This window comes from Erwinia sp. 009765445 (assembly GCF_058137865.1).
Window position 1 is genome coordinate 129003 of record NZ_JBYUWC010000005.1, and the last position, 15416, is coordinate 144418.

Annotated in this window: 17 protein-coding genes; 9 read left to right on the top strand and 8 right to left on the bottom strand. The window is 55.2% G+C overall.

Annotated elements, in window-relative coordinates; translation table 11 throughout:
- Positions 1–46: 46 nt before the first annotated feature.
- The 5 genes from AC3Y5R_RS06660 (at position 47) to potI (ending at position 5105) form a co-directional block, all read left to right on the top strand.
- Positions 47–529 (top strand): YbjN domain-containing protein, encoded by a 483-nt coding sequence (locus AC3Y5R_RS06660; RefSeq protein ID WP_158783149.1) that lies wholly within the window; start codon positions 47–49, stop codon positions 527–529.
- A gap of 423 nt (positions 530–952) precedes the next feature.
- Positions 953–2062, top strand: coding sequence for a spermidine/putrescine ABC transporter substrate-binding protein PotF (potF, locus tag AC3Y5R_RS06665; RefSeq protein WP_489920682.1), 1110 nt, complete (start codon positions 953–955; stop codon positions 2060–2062).
- 93 nt (positions 2063–2155) lie between these two features.
- Positions 2156–3289: a putrescine ABC transporter ATP-binding subunit PotG gene (gene potG / locus AC3Y5R_RS06670; protein ID WP_489920785.1), complete on the top strand. Its 1134-nt coding sequence runs from the start codon at positions 2156–2158 to the stop codon at positions 3287–3289.
- 11 nt (positions 3290–3300) lie between these two features.
- Positions 3301–4263, top strand: coding sequence for a putrescine ABC transporter permease PotH (gene potH, locus AC3Y5R_RS06675; RefSeq protein WP_489920683.1), 963 nt, complete (start codon positions 3301–3303; stop codon positions 4261–4263).
- Positions 4260–5105 carry a putrescine ABC transporter permease PotI gene (gene potI, locus AC3Y5R_RS06680; protein WP_489920684.1) on the top strand — a complete coding sequence of 282 codons (846 nt, stop codon included), beginning with the start codon at positions 4260–4262 and terminating at the stop codon, positions 5103–5105. Before potH ends, potI begins: the two co-directional genes overlap by 4 nt.
- A 392-nt stretch (positions 5106–5497) precedes the next feature.
- Here the strand turns inward: potI and AC3Y5R_RS06685 are convergent, their stop codons facing one another.
- The gene (locus AC3Y5R_RS06685) at positions 5498–6601 is read right to left on the bottom strand and encodes a M20 peptidase aminoacylase family protein (RefSeq protein ID WP_489920685.1); all 1104 of its coding nucleotides are present in this window, start codon (positions 6599–6601) and stop codon (positions 5498–5500) included.
- Positions 6602–6902: 301 nt separating this feature from the next.
- On the opposite strand from AC3Y5R_RS06685, the gene AC3Y5R_RS06690 reads away from it, so the two are divergent.
- Together AC3Y5R_RS06690 and rlmC are read left to right on the top strand one after the other, a co-directional pair.
- The gene (locus tag AC3Y5R_RS06690; protein ID WP_158783144.1) at positions 6903–7382 is read left to right on the top strand and encodes a YbjO family protein; all 480 of its coding nucleotides are present in this window, start codon (positions 6903–6905) and stop codon (positions 7380–7382) included.
- A 55-nt stretch (positions 7383–7437) separates the two neighbouring features.
- Entirely contained in the window at positions 7438–8565 is a 1128-nt protein-coding gene (rlmC, locus tag AC3Y5R_RS06695) for a 23S rRNA (uracil(747)-C(5))-methyltransferase RlmC (protein WP_489920686.1), read from the top strand.
- 6 nt (positions 8566–8571) lie between these two features.
- Here the strand turns inward: rlmC and AC3Y5R_RS06700 are convergent, their stop codons facing one another.
- The 6 genes from AC3Y5R_RS06700 to AC3Y5R_RS06725 all read right to left on the bottom strand — a co-directional run bounded on the left by AC3Y5R_RS06700 (position 8572) and on the right by AC3Y5R_RS06725 (position 13051).
- Entirely contained in the window at positions 8572–9309 is a 738-nt protein-coding gene (locus AC3Y5R_RS06700; protein ID WP_489920687.1) for a transporter substrate-binding domain-containing protein, read from the bottom strand.
- A gap of 130 nt (positions 9310–9439) precedes the next feature.
- The gene (artM, locus tag AC3Y5R_RS06705) at positions 9440–10108 is read right to left on the bottom strand and encodes an arginine ABC transporter permease ArtM (RefSeq protein ID WP_489920688.1); all 669 of its coding nucleotides are present in this window, start codon (positions 10106–10108) and stop codon (positions 9440–9442) included.
- Positions 10108–10824, bottom strand: a complete 717-nt coding sequence (artQ, locus tag AC3Y5R_RS06710; protein WP_489920689.1) for an arginine ABC transporter permease ArtQ — start codon at positions 10822–10824, stop codon at positions 10108–10110. Before artQ ends, artM begins: the two co-directional genes overlap by 1 nt.
- Positions 10825–10831: 7 nt before the next feature.
- Positions 10832–11563 carry an arginine ABC transporter substrate-binding protein gene (artJ, locus tag AC3Y5R_RS06715; RefSeq protein WP_489920786.1) on the bottom strand — a complete coding sequence of 244 codons (732 nt, stop codon included), beginning with the start codon at positions 11561–11563 and terminating at the stop codon, positions 10832–10834.
- Positions 11564–11577: 14 nt separating this feature from the next.
- Positions 11578–12306, bottom strand: coding sequence for an arginine ABC transporter ATP-binding protein ArtP (gene artP / locus AC3Y5R_RS06720; protein WP_158783138.1), 729 nt, complete (start codon positions 12304–12306; stop codon positions 11578–11580).
- A 202-nt stretch (positions 12307–12508) separates the two neighbouring features.
- Complete coding sequence (locus tag AC3Y5R_RS06725) at positions 12509–13051, bottom strand: lipoprotein (RefSeq protein WP_489920690.1); 543 nt, start codon at positions 13049–13051, stop codon at positions 12509–12511.
- Between the two features lie 107 nt (positions 13052–13158).
- Here AC3Y5R_RS06725 and AC3Y5R_RS06730 point away from each other — a divergent pair, with 107 nt between their 5' ends.
- The gene (locus AC3Y5R_RS06730) at positions 13159–13482 is read left to right on the top strand and encodes a heavy metal-binding domain-containing protein (RefSeq protein WP_158783136.1); all 324 of its coding nucleotides are present in this window, start codon (positions 13159–13161) and stop codon (positions 13480–13482) included.
- Entirely contained in the window at positions 13479–14306 is an 828-nt protein-coding gene (locus AC3Y5R_RS06735) for an N-acetylmuramoyl-L-alanine amidase (protein WP_489920787.1), read from the top strand. Before AC3Y5R_RS06730 ends, AC3Y5R_RS06735 begins: the two co-directional genes overlap by 4 nt.
- 62 nt (positions 14307–14368) lie before the next feature.
- Here the strand turns inward: AC3Y5R_RS06735 and ltaE are convergent, their stop codons facing one another.
- Positions 14369–15373, bottom strand: coding sequence for a low-specificity L-threonine aldolase (ltaE, locus tag AC3Y5R_RS06740; RefSeq protein ID WP_489920691.1), 1005 nt, complete (start codon positions 15371–15373; stop codon positions 14369–14371).
- Positions 15374–15416: the final 43 nt, after the last annotated feature.

Here is a 15416-nt window from a genome sequence, read left to right on the forward strand (position 1 = left end):
TTCCGTAAGCTAGGGCGCAATTTTAAGGCAGTATGAGACAAATCACATGGATTCACTCGTCGTTCCGGATATCGACGTCATTCGTCGTTGGCTGGATCAGCAAAGTATTACCTGGTTTGAGTGTGACTCCTGTCAGGCGCTTCACCTGCCGCATATGCAAAATTTTGACGGCGTGTTCGATGCCAAGCTCGATCTGGTGGACAACGTCATATTGTTTTCCGCACTCGCCGAAGTAAAGCCCACGGCGCTGATCCCGCTGGTTGGCGATCTGTCACAGATCAATGCCAGCTCGCTGACGGTAAAAGCCTTCGTGGATATTCAGGATGACAACCTGCCCAAGCTGATTGTCTGTCAGTCGCTTTGCGTTACGGCCGGGCTGACTTACGGTCAGTTCGTGCACTTTATGAAGCAGAGCGAAGAACAGATCTCCATGGTGGTGATGGAAGCCTTTGCCAACCATCTGCTGATGATGAACGAAGACGAAGAGGAACGCGGTGAGTTCATCTCCTCCCACTCCATGCTGCATTAATTCCTCTCTCTGAACCGCCCGGGGCGATCCACGATTGGCCCCTTTGAACTTCCTGTCTGGTGCATATTTCTCCTGTTAACCTTAGTTGCTGCTATTTTCGGCAGACTTCAGGCCACCAGTGCCATTTTTTATGCTGCATTTAAGCGGCAAATGCCCGATTTTCCTCGTCGTTTGTGCCGCGTTTGGCCTATCACATAGAGGAAAAATGCATTAAAAATCGATAAAAGGCGTTTTTTACGCCTGGGTCTGGCCTGGATCTTAGAGTGGGGCTATTCTTGCGAAGCTGCGTTTCGCGTGCAACGTCGCTACAGGTATAGGTTTTTTCTATTTAACAGCAGGGTGAATAATCATTCATTCTAATGGCCTTTGCAGGCCCGCTGTCATAACGAGCCGTGATTATCTTTTTCTGGAGGAAGGAAAAACATGTTCAACCAACGTAAAAAATGGTTGTCAGGTGTGGTGGCCGGTGTACTGATGGCGGTTTCCGCGGGATCGGTGGCTGCTGATAAGACGCTGCACGTCTATAACTGGTCAGATTATATTTCCCCGGATACCGTGCCGAATTTTGAAAAGCAGACCGGTATCAAAGTGGTGTATGACGTCTTCGACTCAAACGAAGTGCTGGAAGGCAAACTGATGGCGGGGAGCACCGGTTACGATGTCGTGGTGCCTTCTTCCAGCTTCCTCGCCCGCCAGCTTCAGTCCGGCGTGTTCCAGCCTCTGGACAAGAGCAAGCTGCCTAACTACAAAAACCTCGATCCAGACCTGCTGAAAAAGCTGGACCAGCACGATCCGGGCAATAAATACGCCATTCCGTATCTGTGGGCGACCACCGGTATTGGCTATAACGTCGATAAGGTCAAAGCGGTACTGGGTAAAGATGCGCCGGTCGACAGCTGGGATCTGGTGCTGAAACCGGAGAACCTCGAAAAGCTGAAGAGCTGCGGCGTTTCCTTCCTCGATGCGCCGGAAGAGATTTTTGCTACCGTGCTTAACTACCTGGGCAAAGATCCTAACAGTAGCGATCCGAAAGATTACTCCGGTGCGGCAACCGACCTGCTGCTGAAGCTGCGTCCGAGCATCCGCTATTTCCACTCTTCCCAGTACATTAACGATCTGGCTAACGGCAACACCTGCGTGGCTATCGGCTGGGCAGGAGACGTGCTGCAGGCTAAGAACCGCGCGATTGAAGCAAAAAATGGCGTGCACCTTGCCTACAGTATTCCTAAAGAGGGCGCGCTGGCGTTCTTCGATATGCTGGCTATTCCTAAAGATGCCAAAAACGTCGATGAGGCCTATCAGTTCCTGAACTATCTGATGGAGCCAAAAGTCATTGCCGACATCTCAAACAAGATGTTCTATGCCAATGGCAACAAGGCTTCTGTACCACTGATTAATGCTGACATTCGTAACAATCCGGGCATCTTCCCAACCCCGGAAACCATGGCGAAACTGTTCGTGCTGAAAGTCCAGGATCCGAAACTCGATCGTGTGCGCACCCGTGCATGGACTAAAGTTAAGAGTGGTAAGTAATTAACAGAGGCTGACTCTTTCTTCACTGAATAACAGAGGTGCCTGCCTGGCCTCTGTTTTGTTTTTTACGGCAGGGCCCGGAGAGTTATGGAAGTGAACGACGCGATCCCCCGTCCGCAGCAAAAAGCGGGCAAGGCGTTAACGCCGCTGCTGGAAATCCGCAATCTGACCAAGTCTTTTGACGGACAACATGCGGTTGATGATGTCAACCTGACCATCTACAAAGGCGAGATTTTTGCGCTGCTGGGTGCCTCCGGCTGCGGCAAGTCTACTTTGCTGAGGATGCTGGCGGGTTTTGAATCCCCGACATCCGGACAGATTATGCTCGATGGCCAGGATCTGTCCCATGTGCCGCCTTATCAGCGACCGATCAATATGATGTTTCAATCCTACGCGCTGTTCCCACACATGACGGTTGAACAGAATATCGCGTTTGGCCTGAAGCAGGATCGCCTGCCAAAAGGTGAAATTGCCAGCCGCGTCGCTGAGATGCTGACCCTGGTGCACATGCAGGAGTACGCCAAACGTAAACCGCATCAGCTTTCCGGCGGTCAGCGTCAGCGAGTGGCACTGGCCCGCAGCCTGGCGAAACGGCCAAAACTGTTGCTGCTGGATGAGCCAATGGGTGCGCTGGATAAAAAGCTGCGCGATCGGATGCAGCTGGAAGTGGTCGATATCCTTGAGCGTGTGGGCGCGACCTGTGTGATGGTCACCCATGACCAGGAAGAGGCGATGACCATGGCCGGGCGCATTGCGATTATGAACCGCGGCAAGTTTGTGCAGATTGGTGAGCCGGAGGAGATTTACGAGCATCCGACCACGCGCTACAGCGCGGAGTTTATCGGCTCGGTAAATCTGTTCGAAGGCCTGCTGCGTGAACGTCAGGCTGACGGCCTGATTATCGACAGTCCGGGGCTGATCCACCCGCTGAAGGTGGATTCCGATGCTTCGGTGACCGACGGCGTGCCGGTTCATGTGGCGCTGCGCCCGGAAAAAGTGATGCTGTGTGAAGAGGTTCCTGCTGATGGCTGTAACTTTGCCGTCGGGGAAGTGGTGCACATTGCCTATCTCGGCGACCTGTCGATATATCATGTGCGTCTGCGCAGCGGCCAGATGATCAGCGCCCAGTTGCAGAACGCCCATCGCTTCCGCAAAGGCGCGCCGACCTGGGGAGACGAAGTGCGTCTCTGCTGGGACGCGGACAGCTGTGTGGTACTGACGGTGTAGCGGGGGGGATTATGAGCCAGCATTCTTCAAATACCACTGAACCACCAGGCCGCACTCCGGCACCGGTGTCCTCTTTGCCGGGCCGCCTGAAGATGAAGCATGGCCGTAAACTGGTCATCGCTTTACCTTATCTCTGGCTGGTCCTGCTGTTCCTGCTGCCGTTCCTGATCGTGCTGAAAATCAGCTTTGCTGATATTGCCCGTGCTATCCCGCCGTATACCGATCTGCTCAGCTGGGCTGACGGTCAGCTGACGATGGTAGTGAATCTCGGTAACTATCTTACGCTCACGGACGATCCACTTTATGTGGATGCCTATCTGCATTCGTTACAGGTCGCGGCAGTCTCCACGGTAATCTGTCTGCTGATTGGTTATCCGCTGGCGTGGGCGGTGGCGCACAGTTCACCTTCCACCCGCAATATCCTGCTACTGCTGGTTATCCTCCCTTCGTGGACCTCGTTTCTGGTGCGCGTCTATGCCTGGATGGGGATCCTGAACGATAACGGGGTGTTAAACCGGTTTCTGATGTGGACCGGCATCATCGACCATCCGCTGACAATCCTCTATACCAATCTCGCGGTGTATATCGGCATTGTGTACTGCTATCTGCCGTTTATGGTGCTGCCAATTTATACCGCGCTGACACGTATTGATTATTCCCTGGTGGAAGCCTCGCTGGATCTGGGCGCAAGGCCGCTGAAAACGTTCTTCAGCGTGATTGTGCCATTGACCAAAGGTGGGATTATTGCCGGATCGATGCTGGTATTTATTCCGGCGGTCGGTGAGTACGTTATTCCTGAACTGCTGGGAGGCCCGGACAGTATTATGATTGGCCGTGTGCTGTGGCAGGAGTTCTTTAATAATCGTGACTGGCCGGTGGCATCGGCGCTGGCGGTCATTATCCTGCTGATCCTGATCCTGCCAATTATCTGGTTCCACAAGCATCAGAATAAAGAGATGGGGGAGAAGGAATGACCACGTTACCGACAATCCGCTCGCCGTGGCGTATCGCTATTCTGGTGGTGTGCTTTTTCTTCCTGTATGCGCCGATGGTGCTGCTGGTGATTTACTCCTTTAACTCGTCACAGCTGGCGGCATGGGAGAGTTTCTCACTGCACTGGTATAACGTGCTGTTCCACGATGATGCGATGATCGGCGCAGTGACGCTCAGCCTGAGTATTGCGGCGCTGGCGGCTACCGCTGCCTCGATCCTCGGCACTATTGCCGCAGTGGTGATCGTGCGTTTTGGCCGTTTCAAAGGGTCAACCGGCTTTGCTTTTATGCTGACTGCACCGCTGGTGATGCCGGATGTGATCACCGGGCTGTCACTGCTGCTGCTGTTTGTGGCGATGGGCAATGCTTTTGGCTGGCCTGCCGATCGTGGCATGTTAACCATCTGGCTGGCACACGTGACTTTCTGTACGGCGTATGTCGCGGTGGTGATTAACTCCAGGCTGCACGAACTGGACCGCTCGATTGAAGAAGCCGCAATGGATTTAGGTGCAACGCCGCTGAAGGTGTTCTTTGTGATCACCGTGCCGATGATTGCTCCGGCTATCGTCACCGGCTGGCTGCTGGCCTTTACGCTGTCGCTGGACGATCTGGTAATTTCCAGCTTTGTGACCGGGCCTGGAGCCACCACGCTGCCGATGCAGATCTTTGCAACCGTGCGCCGTGGGGTGAATCCGGAGATTAACGCGCTGGCCTCGCTGATCCTGTTCGTGGTCGGGATTGTCGGGTTTATCGCCTGGCGGTTTATGGCTCATGAAGAGAAACAGCGGCTGCGGGATATTCAGAAGGCACGGAGCGGGCACTGAGGTCAACGCCAGCTTTGGCACCAACAAGGTCAAGACTGGTTCTGGCAACGACAAGGTCAAAACCGGCGCTGATGTCCGGCGTCGGTAAAGTGAGCCTCATCCGGGACGCCGTAAACCCGTCCATGGGGGCTTGAATGCCGCGTCCCTGCGACAAACACCCGGCTGAGGCCCACTTCACCGTCGCCCGCAAACTTCAGTGTTGTTGGTGAGTTGAAAGATAAACCGGAAAACGACACCTCTTCGCAGCGACGCCATTGCTTTTGGCTGGAGGGGATAACCGGATAAGCGGACTGTTGAGCGCACGGATGCCCGAATCAAGCCTACAGAGAAGTATTTACGGCGTGTCCGTGTTCCGGTTATTCCCTCCTGCGCTCACCTATCTATAAAGCTACTCACCCCAGCACTTTCAGCACGCAGGCCTTAAAGATCTTAATGCCCACTGGCAGCGAGTTCAGGTCGAAGTGCATATCCGGGTGATGCAGGCCCGGCACCAGTCCGGTTCCCAGTCCCCAGAAGCCGGATTTCACCTGCGGACGCTGTACCGCATAGTGGAAGAAATCTTCGCTGCCAGGCGTGGAGCGAACCGGCATTACTGCCTCTTCTCCCAGCACTTCTTTAATCGACTCTGAGATCAGTGTGGTCATCTCGTCATCAATTTCTGCTGCTGGCATCGATTTCAGCACCATGATTTCAGCCGTTGCGCCGTAGGCCGCCACGCTGTGCTGGATCGCCCGTTCCACTCTGGCCTGCAGCACTTCCATATCCTCATTCTCTGCCGTGCGCAGATCGAATACCACGCGGGCTTCATCAGGGATCGAGTTGGTCACCCCGGCGTCACAGAGAAAACGGGTCGCTTTCGCACTCCAGCTGTTACCCGGGGCCATATGCACGGCATTGACGGCCTGAACCGCGCTGCTGGCAGCATCCAGCGCGTTAATGCCCAGATGAGGACGTGCGCCATGTGCGGTCTGACCGCGCACGGTAGCCTCAATGGTTACGCAGGCCGAGTAGTAAACGGCAGGGATGGCGGTTCCGACGGCGCACTCTTCGGCCGGACGGACGTGGAAACCAAGGATCATATCGACATCGTCAACAGCTCCGCCAGCAATCATCGCCAGCGCACCGGTGCCCAACTCTTCCGCAGGCTGGAAAATGACTTTCAGGCGGCCTTTCTTCACTGCGCCTTCTGCTATCAGTTCCTGAGCGGCGGCCAGCACTACTGAAGAGTGTCCATCATGACCGCAGGTATGGCGTGCGCAATGTTCGCCATTAATGACGTGGCCAAGTGCATCCATATCTGCGCGCAACGCCAGAGTGGGACCCGGCACGCCGCTGTCCAGCACGGCCACAATACCGGTGGTGGCATTAAAATTATCCTGAACCTGATAACCGGCGGTTTTCAGCTGCTGGCTGATATAGGCCGAGGTTTTAAACTCCTGAAACCCCAGCTCCGGGATCTCATGCAGATAAGCGTAATGTTCCAAAACTTTTAACACGTTAAGCTCTCCATTCAGCCATTATCAGGGGTTAGCCTTCCGATAATCACACAGGCCTTGCCCTGTCCGGAAGTAAATTATGACGTTAAATGTAACATCGTCTGGAAATAGAGGAGTGGGAGGAACATCCTGCCGCCATTTAAAGAATAAATACCGGGATTCGACGTTTTTTATAATACCTGTCAAACTGTTCCGCAGAGAAATATCCCGGAGAGTGGATATATTCCTTCAATTGCGCTAAAAATAGTTGGCGGTTATTTCATGATGTCGGGAACCCAGGTGCATCAGCAGGAGAAAAACCATGTCAGAAGTGCTGAGAGAAGGTAAAGCGGTTCTGTCATCACCATCGGTTATCCCCGTGCCGGTGCTGGTGGCCGGGATTGGCATTATCGCCATCCGCTGTCTCGGTGTTGGCCTGCAGATGCATGAGCTGGGGCTGAATGAGCTGATGAGTTTTGTCCATCGCAGCGCCCAGGCCTGGGATTCCACTCTGATCTTTATTGCCAGCCAGCTGCTGTTTTTTGCCCAGTTGCGTTGTGCCATTGCGGTGATGCGTGGCCGCCGTTGGGGACGCTTGGGTTACGCTCTGGCGCAGGCAGTGGTGATGTTCTATCTGTTTATGGCCTCAATGGGATGGGTCTACCCTGAGCTGTTTAATATCAGCGGCGGAAGCGATGGCCGTATTCTTCCTTTACTTATTTCCCTCAAGCTGCCGGATCTGCTGATCATGCTGCTGCTGTTTGTCCCTGCCAGCAGTCGGGAATTTTTTCGGCATCGCTAAACGTACAGTGATACAATCCCCGCCCGCTTTTTTAATCCGGATTAACTGATTTATCATGCACTGCGCCCTTTACGATGCCGACCGCTGCCGCTCCTGCCAGTGGCTGGAGATCCCTTATCCACGTCAGCTTGAAACCAAGCAGGAACGGCTTCGTCAGTTGCTGGCTGAGCAGCCTGTGGGACAGTGGCTGGCGCCGGTGATTTCCGCTGAGCAGATGTTTCGTAATAAGGCCAAAATGGTGGTCAGCGGCAGCGTGGAGCGACCGGTGCTGGGTATCATGCATCGTGATGGTCATCCGGTTGATCTTTGTGACTGCCCGCTCTATCCGCAGAGTTTTTCCGAAGTCTTTGCAAGACTGAAGCCGTTTATTGCCCAGGCTGGGCTGACGCCGTATAACGTCGCGCGTAAACGAGGCGAGTTGAAGTTTATCCTGCTCACTGAAAGCTCACACAGCGGCGAGCTGATGCTGCGCTTTGTATTGCGCTCAAAAGAGAAGCTGGCGCAGCTGGAGCATGCGCTGCCAGCCCTGCAGCAGCAGTTGCCGCAGCTGAGCGTTATCTCTGCCAATATCCAGCCGGTGCATATGGCCATTCTGGAAGGAGAAGAAGAGATCCCACTGACAGAGAATCAGGCGCTGGCCGACCAGCTAAACGATGTGCCGCTGTGGATCCGCCCGCAGAGTTTCTTCCAGACAAATCCGCAAGTGGCAGCCTCGCTGTATGGCACTGCCCGCCAGTGGGTCAGCGAGCTGGCCGTCGGCAGTATGTGGGATCTTTTTTGTGGGGTGGGCGGTTTTGGCCTGCACTGCTCAACAAAAGAGATGAGCCTGGCCGGTATTGAGATCAGTGCGGAAGCTATTACCTGTGCGAAACGCTCGGCAGCGGCAATGGGCCTGGAAAACATCAGTTTTGCCGCGCTGGATTCGACGGCGTTTGCCACTGGTGAAGGGGAGGTGCCGGATCTGGTGCTGGTGAATCCTCCGCGACGCGGAATTGGCGTGCAGCTCTGCAACTCTCTCAGCGCGATGGCACCAAAGTGGATCCTCTATTCCAGCTGTAATGCGCAGACGATGGCCAGTGATATTGCGTTAATGGCTGATTATTTGGTGGAAAAAGTGCAGATGTTTGATATGTTCCCGCACACTGCCCACAGCGAAGTACTGACGCTGCTGAAGCGGCGCTGAGCAACGCTATTTTTCACTGCCAAGCCAGCGCAGGCTCAGCTTACGCAGGGTGCCATCATCCTTGATGCCCTGCAGGGCTTCGTCCAGCTGGCTGAGCAGATCCTGATTGCCTTTTCTCACGGCGATCCCCAGTCCGGAGCCGAAATAACGACTGTCCGTCACTGGCTCGCCGACCCGGGCCAGCTGGGGATTGGATTTCAGCAATTCATGTACCGCTGGCGTATCGCTGAAGATGCCTTCCAGCCTGTCGTTATGTATATCCAGCAGCGCATTCTGGTAGTTGTCATAGGTCACGGCAATAATGTCCGGCCATGCCGATTGAAGATAAGCCTGCTGGGTGGTCTCGCCACCCACGCCTATACGTTTGCCTTTTAGCTGCTCAAAATTGCTGTAGCGCCCCTTCACGGCGACGATGGTGCCAGAGTTAGCGTAATAGGGCTGGGTGAAATCCACCTGTTTTTGCCGCTCAGCGGTGATGTCCATCCCGGAGATGACCACGTCATAGCGGTGAAATTTAAGCGAAGGCAGCAGGCGATCAAAAGCGTTATTAGTGAAGATACACTGGGTTTTCATTCGCTCGCACAGGGCTTTTGCCAGGTCGATATCAAACCCCACCAGTTGCCCGTCACTGTCAAGAGACTCAAAGGGCGGATTGGTTGCCGAAAAGGCGAAACGAAGGGGGCCGTTGGCCAGCGAGTTAAAGCTGAGGCTGGCAAGCAAAAGGGTCAGGACAAACTTGTGCATCACTTACCGTCCTTGCGGTCAAAATACCCGGCTATTATGCCAGTCGGCGATAACGGGCTATCCGCTGATTAACCTGCAAAGAAGGGCTGTTTCCAGGAGATACCGGTGGTGCTGACCACCACCGGTACGATCAATTACGGTGTTCGAAGGCCAGCGCACGGCGCTCAATCAGACGCATCATCAGGGTCAACAGTCCATTGACGCACAGATAAATCAGGCCTGCGGCCGCAAATACCGTCACGTCATAGGTCCGACCGTACAGCAACTGTCCGTGTCCCATCACTTCCATCAGCGTGATGGTGTAAGCCAGGGAGGTACTTTTAAACACCAGCACCACCTCGTTGGAATAAGAGGAGAGGGCACGTTTAAAAGCATAGGGCAGCAGGATGCGCAGAGTATCTTTACGGTTCATCCCCAGAGCGGCACAGGACTGCCACTGACCGGAAGGGATGGCCCGCACGGCACCGTAAAACAGCTGAGTGGTATAAGCTGCACTGTTCAGCGACAGCGCCAGTAGCGCACACAGCCAGGGCTGCGAGAGAAAATGCCACAGCCACGGGATCGACTGAATCGACGGGAACTGCCCCGGGCCGTAGTAGATCAGAAAGATCTGCACCAGCAGCGGAGTGCCGGTAAACAGCGTGATATAGCCACGCACGATCGGGTTCAGCACCGGAACCTTCAGGGAGAGGATCACGGTAAACAGCAGTGAGAGCAGTAGCGCCAGCATCAGTGATGCAACAGTCAGCGTCAGGCTGGTATGCAGCCCTTTCAGCAGCTCGGGTAAATAGCTCAGCATCAGTTATTCCCCCGCTCAAACCGCGTGGTATGGGCATCAATCCGCTTGAGGATCTGCTGGCTCAGCAGGGTGATCACCAGGTACATCGCCGCGGCGATCATGTACCAGGTAAAAGGCTCCTGCGTGCGGGAGGCAATGCTTTTGGTCTGCAGCATGATGTCATTAACGCTGATCAACGACACCAGCGCGGTATCTTTCAGCAACACCAGCCACTGGTTGCCCAGGCCCGGCAATGCGTGACGCCACATCTGTGGCAGGATCAGGCGGAAGAAAATCGCCGTCGTCTTCATTCCCAGCGCCTGGCCAGATTCCCACTGACCAACCGGCACTGCTTTCAGCGCGCCGCGCAGCGTTTGCGAAGCGTATGAAGAGTAGAGAACAGACAACGCGATCACGCCACAGAGAAACGGGCTGACGTCGAAATTCTCGATGGTCATCTGTACCGGGATTTTCACCAGGCCCAGATTAATGGTGAAACCATCGGAAAGCGTCAGCAGCAGCTGCGAAGCGCCGAAGTAGACAAACAGCACCACCAGAATCTCCGGCAGGCCGCGAAACAGCGTCACCAGACCGGTACCGATCCAGGCGACAGGCCGCCATCGGGCTGATTCCCAGACGGCAAAAATCATTGCCAGGATCAGGCCCACGACCAGCGCAGAGACGGCAAGGCCGACGGTCATCCCGGCGGCGCTTGCAAGAGGATAAAGTTCGCTCATTCAGAAATTACTGCTGGAACCATTTGCTGTAGATGGTTTTGTAAGTGCCATCTGCCTTCACTTTGTCCAGCGCAGCGTTGAACTGGCCCTGCAGCTCGCTGTTGCCCTGGCGAACCGCGATGCCCAGACCGGTGCCGAAGTAGGCTTTATCAGTCACTTTCTCACCGACCGGAGCCAGGTTAGAGTTCTGTTTCAGCCACTCGTTAACCACGGCAGTATCACCGAACACGGCATCGATACGGCCATTTTTCAGGTCGAGGATGGCATTCTGATAGCTGTCGTAAGGCACTGTACTGACACCAGCCATTTTTTCAGTCAGGTATTTCTGGTGTGTGGTGCCGTTCTGCACGCCAACACGTTTGCCTTTCAGCGCGTCAACGGAAGCGACTTTGCCTTTCTGGGCAATGAACAACGCGGAGTTGTCGTAGTAGGCTTTAGTAAACAGCACCTGTTTTTCACGCTCTGTCGTGATGTCCATACCGGCCATCACCGCATCAAAACGTCGGAACTTCAGGCTGGGGATCAGGCTGTCGAATGCCTGATTAGTGAAGGAGCAGGTAGTGTTCATCTCGCGGCACAGCGCGTTAGCCAGGTCCACATCGAAGCCCTGGATCTTATTGTCAGAGTCAACAAACTCAAACGGAGGATATGAGGCTTCAGTAGCAAAACGGATGGTCTGTGCGGCGCTTGCGCTCAGGCTTAGGCCGGCTAACAGCGCGGTGAGTACGACTTTTTTCATCATTATGTCCTGCATCAGTGCGATAAATAATGGGCAAACGCTTCGGTTTGCGGCTGTGTAAAGCGGCTGGCATCGCCCTGTTCGACCACGTAGCCATTTTCCATATACACCACGCGGCTGGCGGTTTTGCGCGCCACTTCCACTTCGTGGGTTACGATTACCTGGGTGATATTGGTCTGGGAGAGTTCCTGAATAATTGACACAATCTGGGCGGTAATCTCCGGATCCAGTGCGGCGGTCGGCTCATCGAAAAGCAGGACCGCAGGCTCCATCATCAGTGCCCGGGCAATGGCCACCCGCTGTTGCTGACCACCGGAAAGATGCAGTGGGAAGCGGTCGGCAAATTTGGTCAGTCGCAGGCGCTCCAGCAATTTGTCGGCGCGGGCATGGGCCAGATCTTTGCTCAGACCCAGCACGCGGCAGGGCGCTTCGATCAGGTTCTGTGTCACCGTGAGATGCGGCCAGAGATTGTATTGTTGAAAGACCATGCCGACATTCTGCCGCAGTTCGCGGATTGCTGCATCGGAAGGGCTTTTGCTGAAGTCAAAATGGTGGCCGGCGATACCCAACGTGCCGGAGCGCGGCATCTCCAGCAGGTTCAGCACGCGCAGGAGGGAGCTCTTACCGGCACCGCTTGGACCCAGCAGAACCAGCGTCTCGCCTTCGGGGCACGCCAGTTGAATATCGAACAGCGCCTGGTGGGCACCGTAAAAGCAGTTAATACCGTTAAGTTGAATACTCATGCGCAAAAAATGAATAGTAATTAGTGCTGCAAATTTTAACGTTGACGGCATAGTTATGCAATCATCGCTTTGAAAATTCGCGAATGCATGGATTAAAAGTTAAAGGCTAGCACATTATCGTGCGGGGTGAGCTAAATAGCAGCAGGGTTTGGGGCAGAATTCGGGTTCGCGCCCTCATTCAAAAAGGACACGAACCGGAGGTTTATTTCAACAGACGCTGGCTGAGGGAGCCGCCATCGATATGGGGATTCTGTCCCAGGTAGCGGACATCGTCCACGGCCCAGCAGGTGCCTTCACGTACCATCAGCACTTCATCCTGCCATTTCACCGGTGTGCTACCGTCGCGGGTCAGCTTCACCCGCAGCGGGATATTGTGCGCGTCGGTATTCGGGATAGTTGAAGAGTCAGCCACGCTGGCTGAAGTCGGTCCGGCAGGCAGGCTGGAGAACAGGTCACCCTGCGCCAGTGCTGCTTCTTTATCCTGTTCGCTGTTGGCTTTCAGCAGGGTCTGGTAGAGTTTGTCGCTAAGATACGGGCGATATTTTGCCAGCTGCTGAGCGCCAGGCAGGCCCTGGGTAGGATTTTCAATGCGCATATCGTAGAACTGCTGCGCAACAGAATCCGGGCCGCCATCCACACACGGGCCCATGCGGGTACCGATGTCCTTATATGCGGGTTGAACTGTGGTACAGGCGCTCAGCAGCAGCGCCAGCGGAGCCAGTGCAGCAATCGCTTGGTATTTCATCTTGATTTCCTTATTGTTTCTGGATGGCGTTTTTTAGCATAAAGTATAGCCGCTCTGCTTCACCGCAAGGGCTACACCTGGAAAGAACTGTTAAAGGAGAAAAAACGATGCAGTTTTCAACCACTCCCACCCTCGAAGGCCAGCCGATCGCAGAATATTGCGGTGTGGTGACCGGTGAGGCGATCCTGGGCGCCAACATCTTCCGTGACTTTTTTGCCGGCATTCGCGACATCGTTGGTGGCCGCTCAGGCGCCTATGAAAAAGAGCTGCGAAAAGCCCGGCAGATTGCTTTTGCCGAGCTGGAAGAACAGGCTAAGGCGCTTGGCGCTGATGCGGTAGTCGGCATTGATATCGATTATGAAACGGTCGGTAAAGACAGCAGCATGCTGATGGTCAGCGTCAGCGGCACCGCTGTTAAAACCCGCAGCTGATGCGTTTGCTGTTCGCTCTGGCAGCGGCGATGCTGCTCAGCGCCTGTGCACCGCCCGGGCTGGAAAAACATGAGGGTTACGTGGTAGACACGCGCCACCCCGCATGGGGCGCACGCCCTCGGGTCAAGGTTCTGGTGATCCATTATACCGCCGAAGATTTTCCCAGTTCGCTGGCAACCCTGACCGATCGCAATGTCAGCGCGCATTATCTGATCCCGGCCAGGCCGCATCAGCTGGGAAATCAGCCAACGGTGCTGCGGCTGGTACCGGAAACTCAGCTCGCCTGGCATGCCGGGATCAGCTTCTGGCGCGGTGCGACCCGGATAAACGATACTTCCATTGGGATTGAGCTGGAGAATCAGGGATATAAGCGCACTGCAGGCGGGCTGATCTGGTATCCGTTTACTCCCCAACAAATTGGTGCTCTGATGCCGCTGACCCGCGATATCGTAAAGCGCTATAACATCCTGCCGCAGGACGTGGTGGGACACAGCGATGTTGCGCCGCAGCGTAAGCAGGACCCGGGCCCGCTGTTCCCCTGGCACTGGCTGGCAAAGCAGGGTGTTGGAGCATGGCCAGATGCGGACCGTGTGAAGTTCTTCCTGGCGGGCAGAGCGCCGGACCAGTTGACCGATCCGGCCAATTTGCTGACCCTGCTGGCACGCTATGGCTATGAAGTGACGCCCGGTATGACGCAGAGGCAACAGCAGAAGGTGATTGCGGCCTTCCAGATGCATTTCCGCCCGGCAGACTATCGCGGGCTGGCGGATGCGGAGAGTGAGGCTATTGCTGAAGCGTTGCTGGAGAAATACGGAACGGGCTGAATAACGATGACTCTGCCCTGGCTGCGGAGGAGTGTTCGCCCCGTAGCCAGGTTCAAATGGCGTTAAAGCGCGGCTAAAAAGGCCTTCCACTCTGCTACCAGTGTTTCCAGCGCAGGGCGGTCCACATCCAGATGCGTGACCAGGCGCGTCACGCTACCGGCGCTGAGCAGAATTCCTCTCTCCTGCATCCACGCCTTCAGCGGGGCAATCTGCGCTTCCGGCAGGCGTACAAAGACCATATTGGTATCCTGACGGGAGACGTCCACCCCGAGGTTTTTCAGCTGGCTTGCCAGCCAGGCGGCGTTGTCGTGATCCTCTTTAAGGCGGGCCACATTATGCTCCAGGGCATACAGCCCGGCGGCGGCCAGGATGCCAGACTGGCGCATCGCGCCACCGGTCATTTTCCGCCAGCGCCGTGCGCGCTGAATATACTCTTCACTGCCACACAGCAGCGATCCCACCGGTGTCCCCAGTCCTTTTGACAGGCAGATGGTCAGCGTATCGCAGTAGCAGGTTAACGCTTTAAGCTCAACGCCCAGCTCAACGACAGCATTAAAAATACGTGCGCCATCCACATGCAGCGCCAGTTTGCGTTCACGAGTGAACTCCCATGCCTCTTTCAGGTATCTCAGCGGCAGCACTTTGCCGTTATGGGTATTTTCCAGGCTCAGCAGCTTAGTGATGGCGAAGTGGAAATCGTCGGGCTTGATAAACTGTGCCACCACGTCGAGCGGCAGGGTGCCGTCTGCAGAAGCCAGAATCGGCTGAGGCTGAATGCTGCCCAGTACCGCCGCGCCACCGGCTTCATATTTGTAATTATGCGCCAGCTGTCCAACGATATATTCCTCACCACGCTGGCAGTGGCAGAGCAGCGCAATCAGGTTGGCCTGGGTGCCAGTTGGCAAGAACAGCGCAGCTTCTTTACCGCTGAGGCTGGCTGCTTTCGCTTCGAGTGCGTTAACCGTGGGGTCATCGCCGTATACGTCGTCACCAGTTTCAGCAGCCATCATCGCTGACAGCATGGCGGCACTCGGGCGGGTTACCGTATCACTGCGTAAATCAATCACTCTTGCACTCCTTTGATAAAAAACGGACGCCGCAGCGTCCGTA

Bases quoted from the DNA above. Each gene is read 5' to 3' on its own strand.
- AC3Y5R_RS06660 (WP_158783149.1), top strand. From the start codon at position 47: ATGGATTCACTCGTCGTTCCGGATATCGACGTCATTCGTCGTTGGCTG.
- potF (WP_489920682.1), top strand. From the start codon at position 953: ATGTTCAACCAACGTAAAAAATGGTTGTCAGGTGTGGTGGCCGGTGTA.
- potH (WP_489920683.1), top strand. From the start codon at position 3,301: ATGAGCCAGCATTCTTCAAATACCACTGAACCACCAGGCCGCACTCCG.
- potI (WP_489920684.1), top strand. From the start codon at position 4,260: ATGACCACGTTACCGACAATCCGCTCGCCGTGGCGTATCGCTATTCTG.
- AC3Y5R_RS06690 (WP_158783144.1), top strand. From the start codon at position 6,903: ATGTCAGAAGTGCTGAGAGAAGGTAAAGCGGTTCTGTCATCACCATCG.
- rlmC (WP_489920686.1), top strand. From the start codon at position 7,438: ATGCACTGCGCCCTTTACGATGCCGACCGCTGCCGCTCCTGCCAGTGG.
- AC3Y5R_RS06700 (WP_489920687.1), bottom strand. From the start codon at position 9,309: ATGCACAAGTTTGTCCTGACCCTTTTGCTTGCCAGCCTCAGCTTTAAC.
- artM (WP_489920688.1), bottom strand. From the start codon at position 10,108: ATGCTGAGCTATTTACCCGAGCTGCTGAAAGGGCTGCATACCAGCCTG.
- artQ (WP_489920689.1), bottom strand. From the start codon at position 10,824: ATGAGCGAACTTTATCCTCTTGCAAGCGCCGCCGGGATGACCGTCGGC.
- artJ (WP_489920786.1), bottom strand. From the start codon at position 11,563: ATGAAAAAAGTCGTACTCACCGCGCTGTTAGCCGGCCTAAGCCTGAGC.
- artP (WP_158783138.1), bottom strand. From the start codon at position 12,306: ATGAGTATTCAACTTAACGGTATTAACTGCTTTTACGGTGCCCACCAG.
- AC3Y5R_RS06725 (WP_489920690.1), bottom strand. From the start codon at position 13,051: ATGAAATACCAAGCGATTGCTGCACTGGCTCCGCTGGCGCTGCTGCTG.
- AC3Y5R_RS06730 (WP_158783136.1), top strand. From the start codon at position 13,159: ATGCAGTTTTCAACCACTCCCACCCTCGAAGGCCAGCCGATCGCAGAA.